Raw genomic sequence first — 21857 nt, 5'->3', positions numbered from 1 at the left:
TTGGTCCGTTAGGAGCTACGGTGGTCGAAAATGCGATATCCGAGGCGCGTCACGCGTCTCGGATAAAATGCAACCACTTCCGATACGTCGATCTTCGGATGTTGTCCGGATCACGACGTCGGGGGCGATGCGGCTGGCCACGCTCCTTCCATCGAGATCGAAGGTCTGGACGGAAAGCACGTTCAGGCTGGCGCGGACAGGGTCGCGCATCACATCGGCTATGTAGGTGCAGGTGTCCGGCTTATCGGTCTTGCCCCTTCCCAACAGGTCGATGGCGATGACACGGCGGTCGGGAGACATTGCGGTCAGCGTGTCGGACCAGTCTGCGTTGGTGCCGTTGGGGCTGTGCCGGAGAACGAGCGGAACGCCTCCCTGGCCGATCCTCCGGTAGCGGGGCCGGACACCGTTGGCCGTGATGGAGGGTTCGTCAGTTGCAGAGATCGCAGCGCTTTCTTTCGGACTTGATTTGCATGATTTCGAAGAGCAATTGCTGCAAATTTAAGAGGGAGACTGATCAACCCCCGGCGTGGCCGCGTGCCAACGGGCCTGTCATGCGCATCCTTCTGCGACATCAACGATGCAGCCTGTGAAAAAATGAACACCCTTTCATGCGGCCATCAGTATTATGTTACCGCGCCGCCGGTCAGGGCGTATTCCGTTGAAAAACTCTTGTTGATTTGGGGCCTGGTCGCTGATTCACTTTCGGTAGTGAGGCGGAGGATCTGCGATGCTGGGACCAAGGCAAGAGGCGCAAGGCGCATTGTTTTACGAGTTCTCGATAGAAGGTCATGTCCCGCAAGATCACCTGCTGCGATCCATTGATCGCTTCGTGGATCTGTCCGGCATCCGTCAGTATCTGGCTCCGTTCTACAGCAATACCGGCCGCCCCTCCATCGACCCCGAGTTGCTGATCCGCATGCTGCTGGTTGGGTATTGCCTGGGCATCCGGTCAGAGCGGCGGCTCTGCGAAGAGGTGCATCTGAACCTCGCCTATCGATGGTTCTGCCGCCTTGATCTGGCTGATCGTGTGCCAGACCACTCCAGCTTTTCGAAGAACCGCCATGGCCGGTTCCGGGACAGCGACCTGTTGCGCCACGTGTTCGAGACGGTCGTGGCGCGGTGCATCGCTGAAGGTCTGGTCAGCGGCCAGCGCTTCGCCGCAGACGCAAGCCTGATCGAGGCTGACGCCAACAAGCAGAACGCGACGGCGAAGGAAGACTGGCATCCTGAAGCCATAAATCCAGCCGATGCGCCGCGGGCCGTCAGAGAGTATCTCCAAGTTCTGGATGACGCCGCCTTTGGCGCAGCCACAACAGTTGAGCCCAAGTTCACGTCTCATTCAGACCCGTCCAGTCAGTGGACTGCAGCTCGCAAGGGCCCTGCGTTCTTTGCTTATTCGACGAACTACCTGATCGATACGGACCACGCCGTGATCGTTGACGTGGAAGCGACCCGGTCGATCCGGCAGGCTGAGGTCGGGTCTGTTCGCACCATGCTGGATCGTGTGAGAGACACGTTCAACCTGCATCCCGAGCGCATCATTGCGGACACGGCCTATGGCTCCGGACCGATGCTCGGCTGGCTGGTGGACCGCAAGATCGCACCGCATATTCCAGTGATTGACAAGGCGAGCCGCACAGACGGCACTCGGTCTCGCGCCGACTTTGATTGGGACGCCGAGAACAACCAATACATCTGCCCGGAAGGCGAAACCCTCAAACAATTCCGTCGCAATTACTCCGACCCGAAACGTGGCCCAACCGGCAAGGGCGTCGCCAAGTATCAGGCCCTGAAGCTGACCTGCCAATCCTGCCCTTCGAAGCCGAAATGCTGCCCGAATGCCGACGCCCGCAAGATCACCCGCGAAGAGCATGAAGATGCCCGTCAGGTTGCCCGCGACATCGCCAAGACGGAGCAATACGCCGTCTCAATGCGGCTCCGAAAGAAGGTCGAGATGCTCTTCGCCCACCTCAAACGCATTCTGGGGCTGGGGCGGCTCCGATTACGCGGTCCGAACGGCGCAAATGACGAATTCTTGCTCGCCGCCACCGCTCAGAATCTCCGGAAATTAGCCAAGATCCTTCCTGCACCGCAGCATGTGCGCCCGGCCTGATAAGAAAGGCGCTTGCACCCTCATCGGCACCTGACTTTCTGCACGAGCGAACCGTTGTTTTTCAACAGAATCGGCGGAAAGCGGACCTTCGCTGCGGTTGCGCCAACGGTCGCTTTCGGAAGCGTTCCAAAAACTGTGGTTTTGGGCATGACCATGAGCATCCCCTAAAGCCAAATGACGACAAAATTTGACCTCGATTGGCAAGTATCTTTGTGCGGGAGATGTCCGAATGACCTGGTGGCTCGCCCTTCTTTTGGGGAGATCTTTATGAAGACGCCGTATAATACGGATGAGCAAGCACTCAAGGCCTCTAATCGACTGGTGATTTTCATGGTTGGTTTCAGCATTCTCATGGTGAGTGTAATGATCCTTCCCTCGTTGTTCATTCGCCAAACCGAAATTGTAACCATCACGCGTGTCGATGCAGCGCGAGAATGCAGGAGCCGGCGGTCCCTTAAAATATGGCCCAAGTACAGATCGACAGTACCCAAACAATCAATTGGATACTGCGGCCTCATCATGTCGGGCCATGGCAGCTTTAAACTGCCAGAGACAACATGGCTTAACCTCTGGGGTACATCTCGCGAGGACCTTCACGACAAATTGGTTGTTGGGTGCACTTATAAAGTAGTCGTAACGGGACCCGGCTTGGAACTGCGGAAAGGCCAGCCTATGTCGAATAGCAATCGAATGCTGGAAAGTGCGATACCGTCGGGTGAGTGCGTATCTTCTGTTGGGAATATATGACTCTTCCGAAGCGTCGCCTTGTCCACACATTGGATCTGAGCGCCACTCCAAAAACCCTCGTTTATGGCACATGCGCAAACCACCTCAGATGACGCTACCAAAAGCCCCGTTCCAAACCTGTGCGGTTGTTGAACGTGTCTGGCGATGTAGCGGTAACAGTCATGCGCTGCACAGCAAAGATCTGGCAAAAAATGGGCTCTGTCCGGCCGTGCGCTGCGCCATGGCTGACAGACTCCTTTCGACGGTTGTGCGGCTGATGCAGCCCACGAGTGCAACAACCTTGAGCGCAGCGCGTGCAATGCGGGCTCAGTCGCTGGCCCGCAGGGGCGGGTCCTTGACACTTTGACCGCGTCAATTCCAGATGCCGCTTAAATCCATCAGAATCGGAATAAATGAATGCGCACTGAATTCGATACCGAGCTGGAAGACCGGCTTGTTCGCTATGCCGTGATCGACAGCCAGAGCGACGGACACAGTCCGACGGTGCCCAGCACGCAGATCCAGTTGAATATGTCGCGTCTGCTGATGAAAGAGCTGACGGCCATGGGTGCGCAGGATGTGACCCTGAGCCAGGACAGCGTCGTGCTGGCCACACTCCCTGCGACGAAAGGGGTCAACGCTCCGGTGATGGGCTGGCTCGCGCATGTCGACACGGCCCCCCAGTTCAACGCCAGCGGTGTGAAGCCCGTGGTGCATCGCGGCTACAACGGCGGCGACATCAGCTTTGCCGATGCGCCCGATCTGCGCCTCTCGCCAGAGGAATATCCATTCCTTGCGGAAAAGGTCGGCGAGGACATCATCACCGCGAGCGGCACCACCTTGCTGGGAGCCGACGACAAGGCCGGTGTCGCCGTGGTCATGACCGCCGCACGGCACCTGCTGGACAACCCCGATATCGCGCACGGAACCATCCGGTTGGCCTTTGTCCCCGACGAGGAAATCGGACGCGGTGTGACGCCGCACCTGCCGGCCGATTTGGCAGCGGACTTTGCCTATACGTTCGACGGGTCCACGCCGGGTGAGGTGCAGTACGAAAGCTTTTCCGCCGACGCTGGCGTGGTGCGGATCACAGGCGTATCGATCCATCCCGGATGGGCCAAGGACCAGCTGGTCAACGCGCTTCATCTGGCTGCCAAGGTGCTGACGACGCTACCCCACGTCACCATGACGCCTGAGACGACCGAAGGCCGGGAGGGGTTCATCCACGCCGTGTCGATGACCGGCAGTGCCGCAGAGGTCGAGATGCATTTCATCCTGCGGGACTTCGAAATGGAAGGGCTGGAGGCCAAGGGCGCGTTGCTGCGTCAGGTCTGCGACACCGTCGCGGCCACAGAGCCGCGTGCGGAAATCACCTGCGACATCACCCACCAATACCGCAACATGCGCTATTGGCTGGAAAAGGATATGACACCTGTGGAACTGGCGATTGCCGCTGTGCGTCAGACAGGGATGGAGCCGGTGAGCGGCGCAATCCGAGGCGGTACCGACGGGTCACGCCTGACCGAGTTCGGCACGCCGTGTCCCAACATTTTCTGCGGCATGCAAAACGTGCATGGACCGCTGGAATGGGTGTCGGTGCAGGACATGGCAAAGGCGACGCGGGTCGCGTTGAACCTTGCCGCCAGTGTGGCAAGCCTTGACCTGCCGCAGTGATCGCCAGCGTCATTTGCATAAGTGGCCAAATCAATTTTGGCGTCATCAGACCTGTCTTGGAGGTGACGGTCGCCACTTAGGCTGAATTGCAGAGATTTGCGGCAACTCGCACCGGAGTCCGGTATCGGGACAAACCTGGCGTGGCCGTCCAGACTTGGGCTCTCAAGCCTTATCGCCAGCATGTGTCAGGGAAAGTTACGTCGTGGTGCATCACGCTTCAGGACCTCTTGCGACACGATCTGAGCGGTGCAAGCCAGAGGGCCCGCATCGCAAGTCACGCCAGCGGCAAGCGGCACAGGCAACCGGGTGCGTTCGCGGCCAGCGGGGCGCCGGTGGCCCGCGCCAAGTGCCAAGCCAGGACCTGATTGCTGCTCAGGACGAGGAGGCCCAGTTCCGCTTCCAGCGGGGCGATGATGTCGAGGGTGCGCAGGTTGGTGCAGGATAGAAAGATCGCCTCGGCCCCGGGTGCCACGGCTCTTGCCGCCTTCATGATCGACGCCGGGTCGATCCGGGCGACACGTGCCTCGACCTGTTCTCCAAAGGATACTGCGTCGGTCACTGTGACCCCCTTCGCCCCAAAGGCATCGCGCACGGGTGCGGCCACCGACGCCACATAGGGCGTCACAAGGCCGATGCGCGTCAGGCCAAACGCCCGCAGGGCGGCCAGCGCTGCCGTCAGCGGGTCGGTGACCACGGGGGCGGCCACGCCCTGTCGCACCAGCGCTGCGACAGAGTCCGCCCCGATCAAGGTGGTGCCGGAGGTGCAGCCGTATCCCACCGCATCGAAGGCTGCTGCGCGGGGCAGCAGACGGGCCGCTGCCGGCAGGTCCGCCTTCATCGCGGCAATCGTGTCCGTCGTCAGCGTATCGCCCGACGGGATGCGACTGATGTGGATCGCCGTGGCGGGGTCGGTGAACAGGCGGCGCATGTCCTGTTCCAGCGTCTCGTCTGCCTGCAAGACGATCAGGCCCAACGTGGCGGTCGTACCGATGGGGCCGGTCAGGTCATAGGGGATGCGCCTCATGCCCCGATCACCGGCAGATCGGCGGGCGCGCGGCGCGACAGAAGTTCGGGGCCGTCGTCGCGCAGCACGATATTTTCCTCATGCACCATGATGCGGCCCGGTGCGATCTCGACTCCCGGTTCCAGCGTCAGCACCATGCCGGTGCGCAGCGTGGTCATGTCCAGCGGCGTCAGCGACGGCCACTCTGTCAAGGTCAACCCCAGCCCATGCCCCAACCGCCCGCGTCCCGTAACGGCTCCGGCGCGGGTGATCGCGTCGGCGATGATCCGGTGCGCATCGCAGGCCATCATACCGGGACGCAGCGCCGACAGGGCGGCGTCCGTCGCCGCATGCAAGACATCGTGGGCGCGGCGCACGGCGTCCGTTGGCGGGCCGATGGCATAGTTGCGGTCGAAGTCGCAGAAATACCCGTCGCGTACCGCCCCCGTGTCCAGCATCAGCACATCGCCCTGCGCCAGCGGTCTGTCGTCGGCAGGCGAGATCACGTCGCCATATCCGCCCGGGCCTGCACCGCCCGCGACATAACTGACCCAATCGGCCCCCGCCGTCAGCAATGCGATCTGGAAATCACAGAACACCTGGGACAGCGGCGTGCCGATCTGTGCGAACTCCGGCACCCGGTCATAGGCGGCGGCCAGGGCACAGGTTTGACCTATCTTCTCGATCTCAAGCTCCGACTTGATCTCTCTCACGCGGCAGACGGCGGCGGTGCCATCGACGAAGACGCGGGGTGCGACGCGGTCCTGTAGTCGCAAAAAGTCGGCCAGCGGCATGCGCAGATGCGTCTCCACCCCCATTGGCACGCCGATCCGGCCGCGCGACGGCACGAGGTCTTCCAGCGTATCTGCCAGCAGGCTGACGCCGTCGTCCAGCGGATCGGGGGCCTGCCATGTGCGGATATCGCGGGTCCAGCAGCGGCCCATCAGGTCCGCGCCGATCGTGGGGATCACCGCAACCGGATCACCGGAGGCGGGGACGATCACGAACCACGGGCGCGCCGGGCTTTCCCAGAACCGTGTGAGAAAGCCGGTCGTGTAAAAGACATCGGCCGGCGTGGTCAGAAGCAGCGCGTCCAGACTGCTTGTCGCCATTTCCGCCTGCAAGGCGCCTGTGCGGCGGCGGAACTCCGCCGCCGGAAAGATCATGGACCGGTCAGGCATCCTCGGGCCCTTCGCTGAGGATACACAGCACGTGACTGTCAGCATCGGTATCAGCCAGACCGGCCAGTAGTGCGGCCACGCCTGCCGCACCCGACGGCGTCGATGGCCAGCCGGCATTTGCGACCGCGTCAGCCCCGGCCTGACCCTCGACCTCGGTCAGCGTGACAAAGCTGTCGGCGTCGCGCGCCAGATCGGCCAGTGCCAGCATGGACGGCACCTTGCAATCCAGCCGCCCCATCGCAGACACTGGGCCGGTCGTCTCCACCACATGCCCCGCCCGCATGCTTGCGATCAAGGCCGGTGCCGCGTCCGGTTCGACGACGATCATCTGCGGCGCGTCGCCCCAGGCCAGACGCAGTTCAGCGGCCACGGCAGCGGCCAATCCGCCGACCCCGGCCTGCAGCAGGACATGGGTGGGGCGGTCGGGCATCTGCTCGGCGATCTCCGCTCCGATCTGACGGTAGCCTTCCATGACCCGGAACGGCAGGTCGACATAGCCGGGCCATGATCCGTCCGACAGCAGCGTCCAGCCCTGTGCTGTCGCCGCGTCACCGGCAGCGACCATGCTCGCCTCGTAATCGGCGCCGGCCCGTACCACCTGCGCGCCCATGTCCCGCAGGCGTCTGGTGAAGCCTGCGGGCACCGTGTCGGCCAGGTAAATGACTGCGGTCGCCCCGAACAGCCGCGCGCCCGCCGCAACCGACAGGCCGTGATTACCCGCGCTCGCGGTGACATAGGTCCGCCCTGACAGGGCCGTCGGCCAATCACCCCCGGCCTGCGCCGCCTCGCGCGCAATCGCATAGGCGGCCCCCAGTGCCTTGAAACTGCCAAGCCCCATGCGCCCGCGTTCGTCCTTGATCGTCACCCGCGCGACCCCCGCCCGTGCGGCAAGGGTCGGTGCGTCATGCAGCGGCGTGCGCTGATGACGGGGGCAGTGGACCAGCAGCGCGGCCACCGCACCGGCGTCGGCACCGGGCGTCGGCTGCAGATCGCGCAGGCCCGTCCCGCGATGGGGGTTGTCAAATCGTGCGTGCATCGGGCGGCCCTCTTCATCAGACATCATGATCATCGCGAAGGGTAGGGGAGGTTTGGCGGCAATGCATGCAGCAAGTGACCGACGGGTTTCTTAAAGATTTCGAATTTTGCAGAAACTACTATTTTGAGCGGTTTGCTCGACGAGGGCGGTCCGCGTCACATCTTGACCGTTCCGCATGCACCCCAAACGCGCAGATCTGCTGGACAGGATCGACGCCGCCGGTGGCAAGCAGGGGATGCCTGCGCGGGAGTATTTCCCCCGAAGAGGAGCCGTTCCGAATGGTTTTGTCGAAGATCCCTTTGGCGTTGTCTTCGCGTTCTACAGCCATAGCTATGAGTTAAGCTATTCGAAGGGGGCCACGCCCGTTGGGTCACCGATCCCCATCGCCCAGAAGACGCGTCCATGAAAGCCGCCATTATCCGACACTACGACACGTCTATCGAAATCGCTGACATCGACCCGCCCGCGCTGAAGGCTGATCCCGCCCTGATCGCCGTCCACGCGGCCAGCGTGGATCCCATCGACGATATCCTGCAATCGGGGCGATGAAGGACAGCATGCCTCTCTCGTTCCCGCATGTGATAGGCCATGATGTCTCGGGTCAGGTCACGCATGTTGGCAGCATCGTAACCGGTTTCAGCGTGGGCGACGCGGTCTTTGCGCGTGCCAATCAGCAGGACGCCGGGGCCATCGCGCAGGTCGCGCGTCTGAAGGCGGACGAGGTGGCGCGCAAACCCGCAAACATCAGCCACATGGACGCCGCCTCCGGTCCGCTGACGGGCCTGATGGCGTGACAGGCCCTGATCTCGAAGGCCGGATTGACGGCGGGCGACAAGGTCCTGATCCACGCCGGATCGGGAGGAGTCGGCACGCTGGTAATCCAGATCGCCAATCACGTCGGTGCCCACGTCGCCACGACGTGCAGCCCGCGCAACGCAGATCTGGTCCGCGACCTTGGCGCGGATGTCGTGATCGACGACCACACCCAGGCTTTTGAGGAGGAGCTGTCGGACTACGACATCGTCTTCGACATGCTGGGCGGCGACACGCTGAACCGGTCGTTCAAGGTGCTCAAAAAGGGCGGGACACTTGTCTCGATCAAGGGTCAGGACACAGACGATTTGGCCGCACGGCACGGCGCCCGGTTCGAATGGTTCTTCATGGAACCGAACGGTGCGCTGTTGGCCGATCTGGCAAAGCTGATGGAGGACGGGATCGTGCGCGTGGTCATCGATCGCGTCTCTCCCATGAGCGAGACGACCGGAGCTTATGCCGCCCTCAACGACGGCCACGCCGTGGGCAAGATCGCGGCGGCCAGCGACCCCGGGTAGGGCAGGCGATCACATGCAGTTTGCGCTGCACCGGGTCGGGGGCCCGGACGTCGTCCGCGGCCCCCCTTCTGGGTCAAGCGGATTGCATGTTCAGCGCGTGCCCGTCGTGCGTGCCGGTCGTGGCGGCCTCGGCCAGCACGGCGGCCACGTCGGCGCGGCTGGCCTGCGCGGATGGATCGACCTGATCGCCAAGGATGACATCCTGACTGCGACCATCGTCCGTCAACGATACGGGGCGGAGGATGGCATAATTCAGACCGGACGCCTTGAGGTGTGCGTCAGCGTCATGCTTGGCCTTCAGATAATGCGCCAGATCGCCCGAGGGGTCGGATTGATCCGCACCGATGGAGCTGAGCATCACGAAGCGGTCGACGCCGGCCTCTTTCGCCAGATCGATCAGCCGCATTGCGCCGTTGCGATCCACCTTGTCGGTCATCTCTGGCCCGGTCGATCCACCGGAGCCGGCGGCAAAGATCACGACGTCAGTACCATCGCAAACACCCGGTGGCAGGTCTGTCAGATCGCCGTGCCGCAGGTGGGTGCCTTCGGGCAAGGTCGATGTGTCAGAGCTTTCGCGGACAAGGGCAGTGACCTTGTGACCTTGATCCAGCAGGTCCTGAGTCAAAAGCTGGCCAGTCTTGCCAGTCGCACCGGCGATGAGGATGTTCATGGGCATGGATATGTCCTTTCGTTGAATTTACGCGGGCGGCGCCATCGGTCCAGCGGACCGCGTGGCCACGATGTAGCCGGGCTGGTCCTGCAAGGCGTCCCAGTAGGCCGCGACCTTTGGATGATCGGTCAACAGGCCCAAGCGCGCCAGCAACGCGATGATGTAGGAAATCTGGATGTCCGCCAGCATCGCGGTGGCGCCGAACAGCAATGGCCCGTCACCAATCGCCTGCGCGATATAGGCAAGGTGGGTGTCGAGTGCGGCTTTCGCATCGTCGGGCACCGGCTTGCCACGGAACGCGGGCATGATCGCCCGCAAGGCGACCTCTGCGAAAGAGGCCTCGACGTAGTCAAAAAGCGCCTCGTGCCGCCAATACTCGGCCGTGCCGCGGGGCGGCGTGTGGGTGTCGTCGCCGAACTTGGCGGCCAGATAGCGCAGGATCGTGGCGGATTCGGCGATCGTCTCGCCGTCGTCGTCGATCACCGGGGACTTGCCCAAGGGGTGAACCTTGGCCAGCGCCTCCGGCGCGCGAAAGGCGTCGGTGCGATCATAGTCGATCCGGTTGCAGGGCTGGCCCAGATCGGCCAGCAGCCACAACACGCGGGTGGCGCGGGAATATTGCAGCGCGTGAAGCGTAATCATGGCAGGAAGATCGCTTTCACGTTGACGAATTCCTTCATGCCAAAGCCGCCGTGTTCGCGCCCGTAGCCTGAATCCTTGACCCCGCCGAACGGCATGTTCGGATCGGCGGCCCCGAAGGAATTGATGCGGATCATGCCGGTGTCGAAATGATCGCGGGCAAGCTTCAGCGCGCGGTCTTCGTCTTTGGAAAAGATGCCGCCGCCCAGACCGTAACGGCTGTCGTTGGCGATCTGCATTGCGTCTGCGTCGTCCTTGGCACGGATGACGGCGGCGACGGGGCCGAAGATTTCGTCGTCATAGGCGGGCATGCCGGGCGCCACGTCCACCAGCACCGTGGCGGGGTAATAGGCCCCGGTGCGATCCGGGGCCGTGCCGCCGCAGAGTGCGCGCGCACCCTTGGCCACGCTGTCGTCGACCTGACCTTTGACGGTGTCGAACTGATCTTCGCTCGACAACGGGCCAAGCTGGCTGTCGTCATCCGTGGGATCGCCCATCCGGATGGCTTTCATCTGGTCGACATAGGCAGTGACGAAGGCGTCATAGACCTTGTCCGCCACGATGAAGCGCTTGGCCGCGACGCAGGTCTCTCCGTTATTATAAAGCCGCCCTATGACCGAGTATTTGACTGCAGTTGCGATGTCGGCATCCTCCAGCACGAGGTAGGCATCGTTCGACCCCAGTTCCAGCACCGTCTTTTTCAGCGCCTTGGCGGCGACGGCCCCGACGTGACGACCGGCCCCGTCGCTGCCGGTCAGCGTCACGCCGCGCACGAGGCGGTGGGCGATCAGCTTGTCGCTGGTGTCGTGGTCGATCAGGATAACCTGAAACAGATCCTCTGGCAGACCCGCCTCGATGCAGAGCTCGCGCAGGCGCAGGCCGGTGCCGGTGCAGATGCTGGCGTGTTTCAGCACGCAGGCATTCCCGGTCATCAGGTTCGCGGCCAGCACGCGGACCGGCTGATACAGTGGAAAATTCCACGGCTGGATCGAATAGATCACGCCGAGTGGCTGATAGCTGACGACACCGCGCGACCCGTTGGGGCCGTGGGTGCGTTCCTCGTCCGCCAGCGCGTCGGGGCCGGTCTTGGCCGTATAGTCGAAGATCGCGGCGCAGATTTCGACCTCGCGTTTGCCGTCCTTCAGCAGTTTGCCGGTCTCCTGCGTCATCAGGGCGGCCAGATCGTCCGCGTTGTCACGCAGCTTTTGCGCGATCTTGGTCAGGTAGGGCGCGCGATCCGCATGGGGCATGGTGCGCCATTTCTCGAATGCGACGTGCGCGGCCTCCAGCTTTGCGGTGGCCTCCTGCTCTGACATCAGCGGGTAGGTCTTGATCGTCTCGCCGGTCGCGGGATTTGTTGTGGTGATCGTGGACATGACGGCTCCTTGCGATATTCGCAAATTCAACCGTCAGACATCTGGATGAGTTCCGACCTCCGCCGCGTCAGGTGAACGTGGGGGCAGGCCCGACGCGACACGCACGACGGCAACAAAGCTGTGTGTTCTTGCGTTCTAACGACATGAATGACCCTTGCTGCGATATCGCTGACATGTCCCATGAAATTGCGATCGGTCACAAAGTAGGTCGGAAAGCGGCGATCAGTCGGTGGCTGGTGGGCGAAGGGTGCCGACGCCCGCATCTGTGAACACTTCAGGGTCGCAGATGCAGGCATTGAGCGATTGAAATAAACCTTTTGGGTTGGACTGCACTGTCGCGTTTGGAAACCGATGCGGCGTTGCAGCGAAAGCAAGACAGGATGTCTGACATAAAGATAAAATCAGAGTTCAAATTCGCGCGGCAAAGATGGGTAATCCATGATCAACGTTCTTTCTGGGGTCTGGGCCCTCCTGCTCGGTATCGTGTTGATCATGCTGGGCAACGGCATGCACTTTACCCTGATCGGCCTGCGGGGCGGAATCGAAGGATTTTCGTCGACCGCGCTGGCCGTCGTGACCTCCGGCTACTTTGTCGGATTTCTGTCCGGGGCTCGCCTGACCCCGCTGATGATCCAACGGGTCGGCCATGTGCGCGTGTTCGCAGCACTGGGCAGCTTCATGTCGGCGGCATTGATTGCGCTTCCACTTCTGACGGAGCCGTGGGCCTGGACCCTGCTGCGGGTCCTCGTCGGGTTTTGCATGTCGGGCATCTATGTTGCCGCCGAAAGCTGGCTGAATGCCGCGGCCACCAATGAGACACGTGGGAAAGTCCTGTCGGCTTACATGATCGCGCAGACCCTCGGCATTATTGGCGCGCAGGGACTGCTGACGCTGGGGGACGCAGGAACGTCCGTGCTGTTCATCTGTGCCTCTATCCTTGTGTCGGTCTCATTCGCGCCCATTCTGCTGTCAGCCGCCGCAGTCCCGGTGGTCGATGTTGCCAAACCTATGCCACTGCGCGACTTGTTCAACGGCTCGCCACTGGGCACCGTTGGCATATTCCTGCTTGGAAGTGTCTATGCGACCCAATCGGGGATGGGGGCGGTTTTCGGCACCAAGATCGGCCTTTCGGCCAGACAGATTTCTTTGTTCATCGCCATGTTGTTTGCCGGCGCATTGGTGATGCAATATCCGATCGGTTGGATGTCGGACCGGATGGACCGGCGCAAACTGATCTTCGGTCTTTCCGTCCTTGGTGCTGCCGCCTGTCTGCTGGGGTGGGTGACGGACGGCGGGATCTGGGCGCTGATGTTCGCTGCATTTTTTGCCGGTGGTGTCACGACGCCCCTCTATGCCCTCCTGTTGGCTTATACGAACGACTCGCTGTCCGCCTCGGACATGCCGGCTGCGTCTGGTGGCCTTGTCTTTACCTTTGGGCTGGGCGCGATCGCGGGTCCGCTCGTGACGGGTTGGGCCATGCAAAATCTGGAACCAGGGGCGTTTTGGCTGGTGATTGGTGTAACGTTTGTCGCCATCGCGCTTTATGCGCTTTATCGCATGACACAACGGGCCATCGCGCCGGTCGATGAAACGGACAGTTATCTGAACGTTCTTCCAACAGCCTCTCCGGTCGCGATCGAGGCGGCGGGCGAATGGGCCATCGAAAATGCCGAGGCAGAGCGTGAAGCAAAAGCGGAGGTCGCATGATTGGATGTTTTACGTTCATGTGAATATGCGCTGCGGGCCGCCTAAATATCCGCTGAGCAGACGGGGACGCGCGAGGGCGAAAGACAATGACCGCTCCGAATTCGAGATCGCATGTCTTGTCACGCGCCGGAACGTCCTTTGCCGATAAATCCGGCCTTTGGTGGACCGGGGGCAGTTCAGCCATTGCCGCTGGCGAAGAGGAACGGGTCGCAAAATGGTCTACCACAGCTGGTTTTGCGCGTTAGCTTGGTTGAAGCGAGCGGTGCTTGAAAGCCAAGGTCATGATACAATGTGGATAGCCGGCGAATGAAACGGATTGGCCTTGATGCAACCGACATTCGCATCCTCTGCGCGGTCCAGCAGCATGGGCAGCTGAGCAAGGCCAAGCTGGCCGAGATCGCCAACATTTCGGCGACGCCCTGCTGGGCCCGGCTGGATCGGCTCAAGGCGGCTGGTCTGATCCGGGGCTATCACGGTGACATCGCGATCGACCGGGTCTGCGACGTGACGCAGGTCATGGTCACCGTATCGCTGACCCATCACCGCAAAGCCGATTTCGACAGGTTCGAAGCCTTTGTCCTGAACCGGGACGAGATCACGGAATGCATCGCCACAGGGGGTGGGATGGATTACGTGCTGAAGGCTGTCAGCTCCAATCTCACGTCGTTTCAGGTGCTGATGCAAGCGATGCTGGATGCTGAACTTGGTGTGGACAGATACATGACCTACATCGCGACTCGCATCGTCAAGGCAAGCCACCCCAACCTTGCCAAACTGGCGTCCAAGGGTGTCAGTTGACCTCAGAAGACTGGTCGGTCTCAACTCTGCCTAAAAAAGAGCCCGGCCAGTCTGAAACGGCCGCTTTTTCAGACCGAATATATGCATCGTTGCGACCTAAATTCCCTCAGGTTTAATCGATCCCGGCCCATCCGACCGGTGACGCATGAGGGGGAACAAAATGCACGCAGACGACTTCGGCTTTGGCACGCAGATCCGGAAATCACCCTATTTCGACGCCACCGTGCGCTGGGGTGCAAAGGGTTTTTCCGTCTACAACCACATGTATATCCCGCGCGATTTCGGCGATCCGGAACAGAACTTCTGGACCCTCGTCAACGATGCGATCCTGTGCGACGTGGCGGTGGAACGTCAGGTCGAAATCACCGGCCCCGATGCGGCACGCTTTGTGCAGATGCTGACGCCCCGCGATCTGTCGAAGATGGCCGTCGGCCAGTGCAAATATGTGCTGATCACCAATGCCGAAGGCTGCATCCTCAACGATCCGATCCTGCTGCGTCTGGCCGAAAACCACTTCTGGATTTCGCTAGCCGACAGCGACATCCTGCTGTGGGCACAGGGCGTGGCCGTGCATGCCGGTCTGGACGTCACGATCGGCGAGCCGGACGTATCACCGCTGCAACTTCAGGGTCCGAAGTCTGGCGAGATCATGCAGGCCCTGTTCGGCGACAACATCCTTGACCTGAAATATTACTGGCACCGCGAACTGGAACTGGACGGCATCCCGCTGCTGGTGTCGCGCACCGGCTGGTCCAGCGAGTTGGGCTACGAAATCTATCTGCGCGACAGTGCCTATGGCGACGCGCTGTGGGAACGGATCATGGCGGCGGGCATGGCCTTTGGGCTGAAGCCGGGCCACACCTCCTCCATCCGCCGGATCGAGGGCGGGATGCTGTCCTATCATGCGGACGCGGACATCAAGACGAACCCTTACGAGCTGGGCCTCGACCGCCTCGTGAACCTTGAGATGGAGGCCGATTTCATCGGCAAGGCCGCGCTGCGCCGTATCCGCGATCAGGGTGTGACCCGCGTTCAGGTCGGTGTGATCATCGACGGTGCGCCGATGAAAGGTCCGAACACCACGTTCTGGCCGCTCACGCAGGACGGCACGCAGATCGGCAAGGTCACATCTGCGGTCTATTCGCCACGGCTGGACCGGAACATCGCCTTGGCCATGGTTGCCGTCGCACATGCGCAGATCGGGATCGAGGTCGAAGTCATGACTCCGTCCGGGCCGGCCCGCGCGACCGTGGTGGAGCGTCCGTTCTACGACCCCAAGAAGAAACTCGCCGCCGCGTAAGCGTCCCGGCCCATCAAGAGACCTGACACATGTCCGACCTTTCGATCCAGTTGCATTGGCAGCGTGCGGAACCCGCGCTGCTGACGGGCAAATACTCCAATGCACATACCGTGCAATTCAACAGCGATTGCGACATCCAGGTCGACGCCGCCCCCGGTTGGGGCGGCGATCCGGCCCATACCAACCCGGAACAGGCGCTGGCCGCGGCGCTGTCCAGTTGCCACATGATGACCTTTCTGGCGCTGGCGGCCAAGGCGGGCTGGCCGGTGGCCAGCTACAGCGATCACGCAGTTGCACATCTGGGCAAGAATGCGCAGGGCCAGATGTCTGTGACCCGCATCGACCTGCACCCGGTCGTGCGGTTCGACACCGGATTTTCGCCGTCGGAGGCCGAGCTGGACAAGATGCAGCACCGCGCGCATCGCTACTGCTTTATCGCGAATACGCTGGCGGACAGCGTCGACATCAACATCCTGCAACCCGTACGATCGGACCTGATGTCATGCTGACGGCCGACATCCTGACGCACGATCTGGACGTGGATGGCATCCTGCGTCTGACCCTGAACGACCCCGCGCGGCGCAACGCGCTGTCCGAGGCGATGCTGGCCGAACTGGCCGGTGCCTTTGCACGGGCTGGTGCCGATCCTGCGGTCCGGGTCATCATCCTTGCCGCGAACGGCCCCGCATTCTGTTCGGGTCACGACCTCAAGGAAATGACCGCAGGCCGCAGCGGTCCGGACGGGGGGCGTGCCTATTTCGCACAGGTCCTGACGCAATGCTCCGCCGTCATGCAGGGCATCGTCACCTGCCCGAAGCCCGTCATCGCCGAGGTCACGGGCGTGGCCACCGCCGCAGGTTGCCAGCTTGTCGCCAGCTGCGACCTTGCCATTGCGGCCGACACGGCAACATTCAGCACCCCCGGCGTGCACATCGGGCTGTTCTGTTCCACCCCAATGGTCGCCCTGTCGCGAAATGTGGCCGCCAAACACGCGATGGAGATGCTGCTGACCGGCGACATGATCCCGGCCGACCGCGCGGCAGAAATGGGACTGATCAACAGGACTGCCGCAATCGACGATCTGCGGGACGCCACGATGGATCTGGCGCGCAAGATCGCGTCGAAATCCAGCATGACACTGGCGACAGGCAAACGCGCCTTCTATGCGCAGCGCGAGATGACCTTGGCCGAGGCCTATGACTACGCCACGCAGGTCATGGTCGACAACATGCTGGCCCGCGACGCCGCCGAAGGCATCGGTGCCTTCATCGCGAAACGTGCCCCCGCCTGGCAGGACGCCTGAAGTGCAAGACATGAACCCCTACAACACCGGTCTGGATCGCAATCCCGCGAACCATCAGCCGCTGACACCGCTGACCTTTCTGGACCGCGCGGCCAGCGTGTTTCCGGACCATACGGCCATCGTGCATGGTGCGCTGCGGCGCAGCTACGCCGAATTCTACCGACGGTCGCGCCAGTTGGCGTCGGCGCTGACACAGGCGGGGATCGAGCGCGGAGATACGGTCTCGGCCATGCTGGCCAACACGCCCGCGATGCTGGAATGCCACTACGGCGTGCCGATGTGCGGGGCTGTGCTGCATTCGATCAACACGCGGCTGGATGCGGCAATCATCGCGTTCCAGCTTGATCATGCTGGCGCGAGGCTGGTGATCGTTGACCGCGAATTCATGCCGCTGATGCAGGACGCGCTGGCGCTGGCAACGGTCAAACCGGTTCTGATCCAATACGACGATCCGGAATTCACGGACCCGACAGCCGTCGTCGCTGCCGCCGACTACGAAACTTTTCTGTCCGCTGGCGACCCTGATTTCGCATGGCTGATGCCGCTGGATGAATGGGACGCGATTGCGATCAACTACACCTCTGGCACGACGGGCGATCCAAAGGGCGTGGTGTCGCATCATCGCGGCGCCTCCCTGCTGGCGCAGGGGAACGCGCTGACGGCGTCCATGCCGAAGCATGCGGTCTACCTGTGGACCCTGCCGATGTTCCATTGCAACGGCTGGTGTTTTCCCTGGACGATGTCCGCCATCATCGGCACCCATGTCTGCCTGCGGCAGGTCAGGGCGGAACCTATTTGGACCGCGCTGGCCGATGAAGGCGTGACCCACCTCTGCGGCGCACCGATCGTCATGTCGCTGATGATCTCGGCCCCCGCGGCGGCCAAACGCGACCTGCGTCACAACGTGCAGTTTTTCACCGCAGCGGCCCCGCCCCCCGAAAAGCTGCTGGCGGACATGAAGACAGCAGGTTTCGATGTCGTCCACCTGTACGGGCTGACCGAAACCTATGGTCCCGCCGTCGTGAATGACTGGCACGACAGCTGGTCCGATCTGCCACTTGCCGAACAGGCGCGGCTGAAATCCCGGCAAGGCGTGCGCTATCTGCCGCTGGAACAGCTCGACGTGCTGGACCCAAAGACGATGCTGCCGGTGCCGCGCGACGGCCAGACCATGGGCGAGGTCATGTTTCGCGGCAACGTGGTGATGAAGGGGTATTTCCGCAATCCGCAAGCCACGCAAGAGGCTTTCGCCGGGGGCTGGTTCCATTCCGGCGACCTCGGCGTGATGCACCGGGACGGCTATATCCAGCTCAAGGATCGGTCCAAGGACATCATCATCTCTGGCGGCGAAAACATATCCTCGATCGAGGTCGAGGAGGTCTTGTATCGTCACCCCGACGTGGCCGTCGTGGCCGTCGTCGCCATGCCGCACGACCGCTGGGGCGAAACGCCCTGTGCCTTCGTCGAACGGACTGCAGACGCCCACGTTGACGCGGACCAGCTGCGGGATTGGTGCCGCACCCACCTGGCGGGATACAAGGTGCCGGGACGGATCGTGTTCATGCCGATCCCGCGCACCACGACAGGAAAGATCCAGAAATTCGTCCTGCGCGAACAAGCGCGTGCGCTGGCGGCAGAGGGTTCGCCGGCAGCGTCTGGCCCCGTCAGCAAGAAAAAGCACCCCGCTTTGTGAATCAGGGCTAAGATCGCAGCGAGGAGATCGCGCAGAACCACGGACGTCATTTTCAAGGGAGGAACGACCAATGAACCTGAGACCAGATCCGACGTTTCACGCGACCCCGAAACTTGCCATGGAAGCCCCGCCCGAAACGCTGGCCTTCACACTGATGCTCAGCCCGGACGGGTCGCAGCCTGACGGGCTTGCGGTGGTCGATGTCGACCCTGCGTCCGACACCTATGGCCAGATCGTCCATCAGGTGATCATGCCTCACACCGGAGACGAGTTTCACCATTTCGGCTGGAACGCCTGTTCGTCGTCCCTGTCGCCGCTGTCCGGTCACGCTTTTCTGGAACGCCGCTACCTGATCATTCCCGGCATCCGGTCGTCGCGCATCTACATCATCGACGTAAAAGAGCCGCTGAAGGCGAAAATCCACAAGATCATCGAACCCGAGGAGGTCTTTTCCAAGACCGGTTATTCGCGCCCCCACACGATCCACTGCGGACCGGAAGGCATCTACGTCTCGACGCTTGGTGGCGGTGGCGTGGATGGCACCGACGGGCCTCCGGGCATCTTCATCATGGATTGCGAAACCTTCGAGATCCTCGGCCGCTACGAGATGGACCGGGGAAAGCAGGACAAGCACTATGACTTCTGGTGGAACCTGCCGCGCGACTACATGATCAGTTCCGAATGGGGCCTGCCGCCGCAATACGAGAACGGCATCGTGGCAGAGGACCTTCTGGCCAACAAATACGGCCATTCGATCCATTTCTGGAACCTGCGCGCGCGCAAGAATGTCCAGACCATCGATCTGGGCGAAAATTACCAGATGGCGCTGGAAATCCGCCCGGCGCACGACCCGTCAAAGGATTACGGCTTCTGCGGCGTCGTGGTGGACACCACGAACTTGCAAGGCGCGATCTTTACATGGTGGCAACAGGACGACGGCACCTTTGCGGCCAAGAAGACCATCACCATCGACCCGCGGCCCGAAAAGGCGGACAATCTGCCGCCGCTGCTCAAAGGGTTCGAGGCCGTGCCGCCGCTGGTCACCGACATCGACCTCAGCCTTGATGATAAATATCTTTACGTGGCCTGCTGGGGCTTGGGCGAGATGCATCAATACGACGTCACCGACCCGATGAACCCCAAACTGACCGGCAAGGTCGAACTGGGCGGCATCGCGCGGGGCACGAAGCATCCCAACGGAAAAACCTTTGCCTACGCCCCGCAGATGGTCGAGATCAGCCGCGACGGCAAGCGGGTCTACTGGACCAACTCGCTTTATTCCACGTGGGACGATCAGTTCTATCCGGACGACGAAGGCGGGCAGATGGTGATGGCCAACGTAGGCGAAAACGGTGGCCTGACGCTGGACAAGGATTTCTTTGTCGACTTCCCGAAAGGATATCGCAGCCACCAGATTCGGCTGGAAGGCGGCGACTGCTCGACCGACAGTTTCTGCTATCCGTCTGTGTAAGGCGTGATGGATGTGACGACGGCAACGGCCCTGTGGTGGGCCGTTGCGGCCTCTGGCGTCTACCACGGGATCAATCCGGGCATGGGATGGCCGCTCGCCGTCTCGGCCGCCCTGATGGACCGGTCGCCACGCAGCCTGTTCAAGGCCGTCGGCGCGCTGGCCGCAGGGCATCTGTTGGCCATGGGGGCGATCCTGTTTCCGTTCACGGCCCTGCTGTTCGTGGCGCAGTGGCAGCGCGAAATCCAGATCACCGCCGCCTGTCTGGTGATCGGGCTTGGCGTCTGGCTGTTCTTCAATCGCCGGCATCCGCGCTTTCTGGCCCGCGTGCCGCCGTCCCGGCTGGCGCTGTGGTCGTTTCTTGCGGCCATGGCGCATGGTGCGGGCCTGATGCTGGTGCCGATCTATCTGGGCATCTGCCAGACTGTCGACACCGATGCGGGTCACGCCGCAGCCCAAACCCTGATGACCAGTAATGCCGGCATCGCGGTGGGCGTGGCGCTGGTCCACACACTGGCGATGACGCTTTCCGGCGGGTTGATCGCCTTTGGGGTCTACCGCTGGTTCGGGCTCCGATTCCTTTCCAGAAGCTGGTTCAATCTGGATCTGGTCTGGGCCCTGAGCCTCGTTTTTGTCGGTCTCATATCGCTTTATATGGCGCTGTGACGCGATGTTTTCCAATGTGGACCTATCGCGCTTTCTGGCCGCCCCAGGTGCGCGTTCAAGGCACCTTACATTCGAAAGCGACGGGACGTTTCCAGCCGAGTGCTGCGCGCCGACAGCGCTGATCGTAGAACCCACCGATCTTTTCAAAGACCGCCATCGGCCACTCGTGTAACCGAACGGGACTACTGTTACGCGCTATAATCCGCGAACGATTGACGCATGAAGGGCATGTCTGAATGTCGTCCCAGAAGCACACTGAGGAGTAGGCGCGCTTTGACGGGCTGAAGGCTTCCGGCAAATATCACGCCTGATTGTTCCAAGGTGCGCCCGCCGGAATCGCCGCCGTAGACCGGGAGAGTGCGTCCTTCACCGCATCGCGATGCGACAACAACAGGAATGCCCGCATCTATCAGACGTTTCGCGCTGTCTGCAAAGCCCTGGGGGGCATTGCCTCTGCCGAAGGCTGCCAGCACGACACCGCTTGCCCCCATGGTCAGACAGAAGTTCAGAAGGGCTGGCGAGGCCCCGAGGCCCAGAAGCAGGATTTCCACCCCGTCGTCCAGCCGATCCGTCGTCAGCACGGACCGCATCAACCGGTGCCGGTAGATATGGACGTCGCCTGCGTCGACTTCGCCCAATTTGCCAAGACCGGCGGACCGGAATGCATCGACGCGCGACGTATGCGTTTTTGCGACATCGCGTGCGGCGTGAATATCACCTTCGAACAGGATGACAGCCCCTTGACCAACCAGTGCGGGGTGTGCCGCGCAGCGGATGGCGTCCGCGATGTTGCGGGGTCCGTCGGTATCCGGCACGCCTGCGTGGCGCTGCGCACCGGTAAAGACCACCGGCTTGGACGAGGTCACGAGCAGATCGGCCAGATAGGCCGATTCTTCCATCGTGTCGGTGCCATGCGTGACGACGACACCGGCGACATCCGGATCGGCCAGCACCGCGTCGATGCGCTGACACAGCCGGTGGATCGTCGCCAGATCAAGGGCGTAGCTGCCCTTGGCCTCGAAATCCTCCACGCGCAGGGTGATGCCGTCGGGCCGTTCATGCAGGCTGTCCAGCAAAGCCTGCCCGGCAATCCCGGCATTGACCGGCCCGCCCTCTGTCGCGGCCCGGGATGCGATGGTGCCGCCGGTGGCGATGATGGTGACGTTTGGCATT

General features: G+C 62.1%; 21 protein-coding genes. 13 read left to right on the top strand and 8 right to left on the bottom strand.

Annotated features, from left to right (window positions below):
* Positions 1-15: 15 nt before the first annotated feature.
* Positions 16-300, bottom strand: a complete 285-nt coding sequence (locus GLR48_RS17745) for an alpha/beta fold hydrolase (RefSeq protein ID WP_237063385.1) — start codon at positions 298-300, stop codon at positions 16-18.
* Between the two features lie 427 nt (positions 301-727).
* Here GLR48_RS17745 and GLR48_RS17740 point away from each other — a divergent pair, with 427 nt between their 5' ends.
* Positions 728-2113, top strand: coding sequence for an IS1182 family transposase (locus GLR48_RS17740; RefSeq protein WP_237063383.1), 1386 nt, complete (start codon positions 728-730; stop codon positions 2111-2113).
* 1143 nt (positions 2114-3256) lie between these two features.
* The gene (gene pepT, locus GLR48_RS17735) at positions 3257-4513 is read left to right on the top strand and encodes a peptidase T (protein ID WP_237063381.1); all 1257 of its coding nucleotides are present in this window, start codon (positions 3257-3259) and stop codon (positions 4511-4513) included.
* Between the two features lie 274 nt (positions 4514-4787).
* Here the strand turns inward: pepT and GLR48_RS17730 are convergent, their stop codons facing one another.
* The 3 genes from GLR48_RS17730 to GLR48_RS17720 are packed head-to-tail and all read right to left on the bottom strand — an operon-like array spanning position 4788 to position 7733.
* Positions 4788-5537 (bottom strand): maleate cis-trans isomerase family protein, encoded by a 750-nt coding sequence (locus GLR48_RS17730; RefSeq protein ID WP_237063379.1) that lies wholly within the window; start codon positions 5535-5537, stop codon positions 4788-4790.
* Positions 5534-6697 carry a M24 family metallopeptidase gene (locus tag GLR48_RS17725; protein ID WP_237063377.1) on the bottom strand — a complete coding sequence of 388 codons (1164 nt, stop codon included), beginning with the start codon at positions 6695-6697 and terminating at the stop codon, positions 5534-5536. The genes GLR48_RS17730 and GLR48_RS17725 overlap by 4 nt, the downstream gene beginning before the upstream one ends.
* Positions 6690-7733 carry a pyridoxal-phosphate dependent enzyme gene (locus GLR48_RS17720; RefSeq protein WP_237063375.1) on the bottom strand — a complete coding sequence of 348 codons (1044 nt, stop codon included), beginning with the start codon at positions 7731-7733 and terminating at the stop codon, positions 6690-6692. The genes GLR48_RS17725 and GLR48_RS17720 overlap by 8 nt, the downstream gene beginning before the upstream one ends.
* A gap of 402 nt (positions 7734-8135) precedes the next feature.
* Between GLR48_RS17720 and GLR48_RS17710 the strand changes: the two genes are divergently transcribed.
* Genes GLR48_RS17710 through GLR48_RS17700 form a run of 3 tightly spaced genes read left to right on the top strand, consistent with a single transcriptional unit; the run spans position 8136 to position 9064 of the window.
* Positions 8136-8282: a hypothetical protein gene (locus GLR48_RS17710; RefSeq protein ID WP_237063373.1), complete on the top strand. Its 147-nt coding sequence runs from the start codon at positions 8136-8138 to the stop codon at positions 8280-8282.
* An 8-nt stretch (positions 8283-8290) separates the two neighbouring features.
* Entirely contained in the window at positions 8291-8527 is a 237-nt protein-coding gene (locus GLR48_RS17705; protein WP_237063371.1) for an alcohol dehydrogenase catalytic domain-containing protein, read from the top strand.
* Between the two features lie 24 nt (positions 8528-8551).
* On the top strand, positions 8552-9064 hold the full coding sequence (locus GLR48_RS17700; protein ID WP_237063369.1) for an NADP-dependent oxidoreductase: 513 nt from the start codon (positions 8552-8554) through the stop codon (positions 9062-9064).
* 73 nt (positions 9065-9137) lie between these two features.
* Here GLR48_RS17700 and GLR48_RS17695 read toward each other — a convergent pair whose 3' ends face one another.
* The 3 genes from GLR48_RS17695 to GLR48_RS17685 are packed head-to-tail and all read right to left on the bottom strand — an operon-like array spanning position 9138 to position 11749.
* A complete protein-coding gene (locus GLR48_RS17695) occupies positions 9138-9734 on the bottom strand; it encodes an SDR family oxidoreductase (RefSeq protein WP_237064586.1) in 597 nt (198 codons plus the stop codon).
* 27 nt (positions 9735-9761) lie between these two features.
* Entirely contained in the window at positions 9762-10376 is a 615-nt protein-coding gene (locus GLR48_RS17690; protein WP_237063367.1) for a glutathione S-transferase family protein, read from the bottom strand.
* Entirely contained in the window at positions 10373-11749 is a 1377-nt protein-coding gene (locus GLR48_RS17685; protein ID WP_237063366.1) for an NAD-dependent succinate-semialdehyde dehydrogenase, read from the bottom strand. Before GLR48_RS17685 ends, GLR48_RS17690 begins: the two co-directional genes overlap by 4 nt.
* A gap of 438 nt (positions 11750-12187) precedes the next feature.
* On the opposite strand from GLR48_RS17685, the gene GLR48_RS17680 reads away from it, so the two are divergent.
* From GLR48_RS17680 to GLR48_RS17645, 8 genes are all read left to right on the top strand, one after another.
* Positions 12188-13456: an MFS transporter gene (locus GLR48_RS17680; protein ID WP_237063364.1), complete on the top strand. Its 1269-nt coding sequence runs from the start codon at positions 12188-12190 to the stop codon at positions 13454-13456.
* A 306-nt stretch (positions 13457-13762) separates the two neighbouring features.
* Positions 13763-14254 (top strand): Lrp/AsnC family transcriptional regulator, encoded by a 492-nt coding sequence (locus GLR48_RS17675; protein WP_237063362.1) that lies wholly within the window; start codon positions 13763-13765, stop codon positions 14252-14254.
* 160 nt (positions 14255-14414) lie between these two features.
* Positions 14415-15554, top strand: a complete 1140-nt coding sequence (locus GLR48_RS17670; RefSeq protein WP_237063360.1) for a glycine cleavage T C-terminal barrel domain-containing protein — start codon at positions 14415-14417, stop codon at positions 15552-15554.
* Positions 15555-15583: 29 nt separating this feature from the next.
* On the top strand, positions 15584-16063 hold the full coding sequence (locus tag GLR48_RS17665) for an OsmC family protein (RefSeq protein ID WP_237063359.1): 480 nt from the start codon (positions 15584-15586) through the stop codon (positions 16061-16063).
* A complete protein-coding gene (locus GLR48_RS17660; RefSeq protein ID WP_237063357.1) occupies positions 16057-16857 on the top strand; it encodes an enoyl-CoA hydratase in 801 nt (266 codons plus the stop codon). Before GLR48_RS17665 ends, GLR48_RS17660 begins: the two co-directional genes overlap by 7 nt.
* Before the next feature lie 10 nt (positions 16858-16867).
* A complete protein-coding gene (locus GLR48_RS17655) occupies positions 16868-18550 on the top strand; it encodes an acyl-CoA synthetase (protein ID WP_237064585.1) in 1683 nt (560 codons plus the stop codon).
* A gap of 70 nt (positions 18551-18620) precedes the next feature.
* A complete protein-coding gene (locus tag GLR48_RS17650; RefSeq protein ID WP_237063355.1) occupies positions 18621-20021 on the top strand; it encodes a selenium-binding family protein in 1401 nt (466 codons plus the stop codon).
* Positions 20022-20027: 6 nt separating this feature from the next.
* Complete coding sequence (locus tag GLR48_RS17645; protein ID WP_237063353.1) at positions 20028-20684, top strand: hypothetical protein; 657 nt, start codon at positions 20028-20030, stop codon at positions 20682-20684.
* A 188-nt stretch (positions 20685-20872) separates the two neighbouring features.
* On the opposite strand, the gene GLR48_RS17640 is transcribed toward GLR48_RS17645, so the two are convergent.
* Positions 20873-21856, bottom strand: coding sequence for an asparaginase (locus tag GLR48_RS17640; RefSeq protein WP_237063351.1), 984 nt, complete (start codon positions 21854-21856; stop codon positions 20873-20875).
* Position 21857: the final 1 nt, after the last annotated feature.

It is taken from the genome of Loktanella sp. M215 (assembly GCF_021735925.1).
In the GTDB taxonomy this organism is placed as follows: Bacteria; Pseudomonadota; Alphaproteobacteria; order Rhodobacterales; family Rhodobacteraceae; genus Loktanella.
Note: the sequence above shows the minus strand (reverse complement) of the source record. Positions and strands in the feature narration are given on the sequence as shown.

Bases quoted from the DNA above. Each gene is read 5' to 3' on its own strand.
- GLR48_RS17695 (WP_237064586.1), bottom strand. From the start codon at position 9,734: ATGAACATCCTCATCGCCGGTGCGACTGGCAAGACTGGCCAGCTTTTG.
- GLR48_RS17745 (WP_237063385.1), bottom strand. From the start codon at position 300: ATGTCTCCCGACCGCCGTGTCATCGCCATCGACCTGTTGGGAAGGGGC.
- GLR48_RS17660 (WP_237063357.1), top strand. From the start codon at position 16,057: ATGCTGACGGCCGACATCCTGACGCACGATCTGGACGTGGATGGCATC.
- GLR48_RS17645 (WP_237063353.1), top strand. From the start codon at position 20,028: ATGGATGTGACGACGGCAACGGCCCTGTGGTGGGCCGTTGCGGCCTCT.
- GLR48_RS17740 (WP_237063383.1), top strand. From the start codon at position 728: ATGCTGGGACCAAGGCAAGAGGCGCAAGGCGCATTGTTTTACGAGTTC.
- GLR48_RS17725 (WP_237063377.1), bottom strand. From the start codon at position 6,697: ATGCCTGACCGGTCCATGATCTTTCCGGCGGCGGAGTTCCGCCGCCGC.
- GLR48_RS17680 (WP_237063364.1), top strand. From the start codon at position 12,188: ATGATCAACGTTCTTTCTGGGGTCTGGGCCCTCCTGCTCGGTATCGTG.
- GLR48_RS17705 (WP_237063371.1), top strand. From the start codon at position 8,291: ATGCCTCTCTCGTTCCCGCATGTGATAGGCCATGATGTCTCGGGTCAG.
- pepT (WP_237063381.1), top strand. From the start codon at position 3,257: ATGCGCACTGAATTCGATACCGAGCTGGAAGACCGGCTTGTTCGCTAT.
- GLR48_RS17690 (WP_237063367.1), bottom strand. From the start codon at position 10,376: ATGATTACGCTTCACGCGCTGCAATATTCCCGCGCCACCCGCGTGTTG.
- GLR48_RS17730 (WP_237063379.1), bottom strand. From the start codon at position 5,537: ATGAGGCGCATCCCCTATGACCTGACCGGCCCCATCGGTACGACCGCC.
- GLR48_RS17670 (WP_237063360.1), top strand. From the start codon at position 14,415: ATGCACGCAGACGACTTCGGCTTTGGCACGCAGATCCGGAAATCACCC.
- GLR48_RS17710 (WP_237063373.1), top strand. From the start codon at position 8,136: ATGAAAGCCGCCATTATCCGACACTACGACACGTCTATCGAAATCGCT.
- GLR48_RS17665 (WP_237063359.1), top strand. From the start codon at position 15,584: ATGTCCGACCTTTCGATCCAGTTGCATTGGCAGCGTGCGGAACCCGCG.
- GLR48_RS17675 (WP_237063362.1), top strand. From the start codon at position 13,763: ATGAAACGGATTGGCCTTGATGCAACCGACATTCGCATCCTCTGCGCG.
- GLR48_RS17640 (WP_237063351.1), bottom strand. From the start codon at position 21,856: ATGCCAAACGTCACCATCATCGCCACCGGCGGCACCATCGCATCCCGG.
- GLR48_RS17685 (WP_237063366.1), bottom strand. From the start codon at position 11,749: ATGTCCACGATCACCACAACAAATCCCGCGACCGGCGAGACGATCAAG.
- GLR48_RS17650 (WP_237063355.1), top strand. From the start codon at position 18,621: ATGAACCTGAGACCAGATCCGACGTTTCACGCGACCCCGAAACTTGCC.
- GLR48_RS17720 (WP_237063375.1), bottom strand. From the start codon at position 7,733: ATGCACGCACGATTTGACAACCCCCATCGCGGGACGGGCCTGCGCGAT.
- GLR48_RS17655 (WP_237064585.1), top strand. From the start codon at position 16,868: ATGAACCCCTACAACACCGGTCTGGATCGCAATCCCGCGAACCATCAG.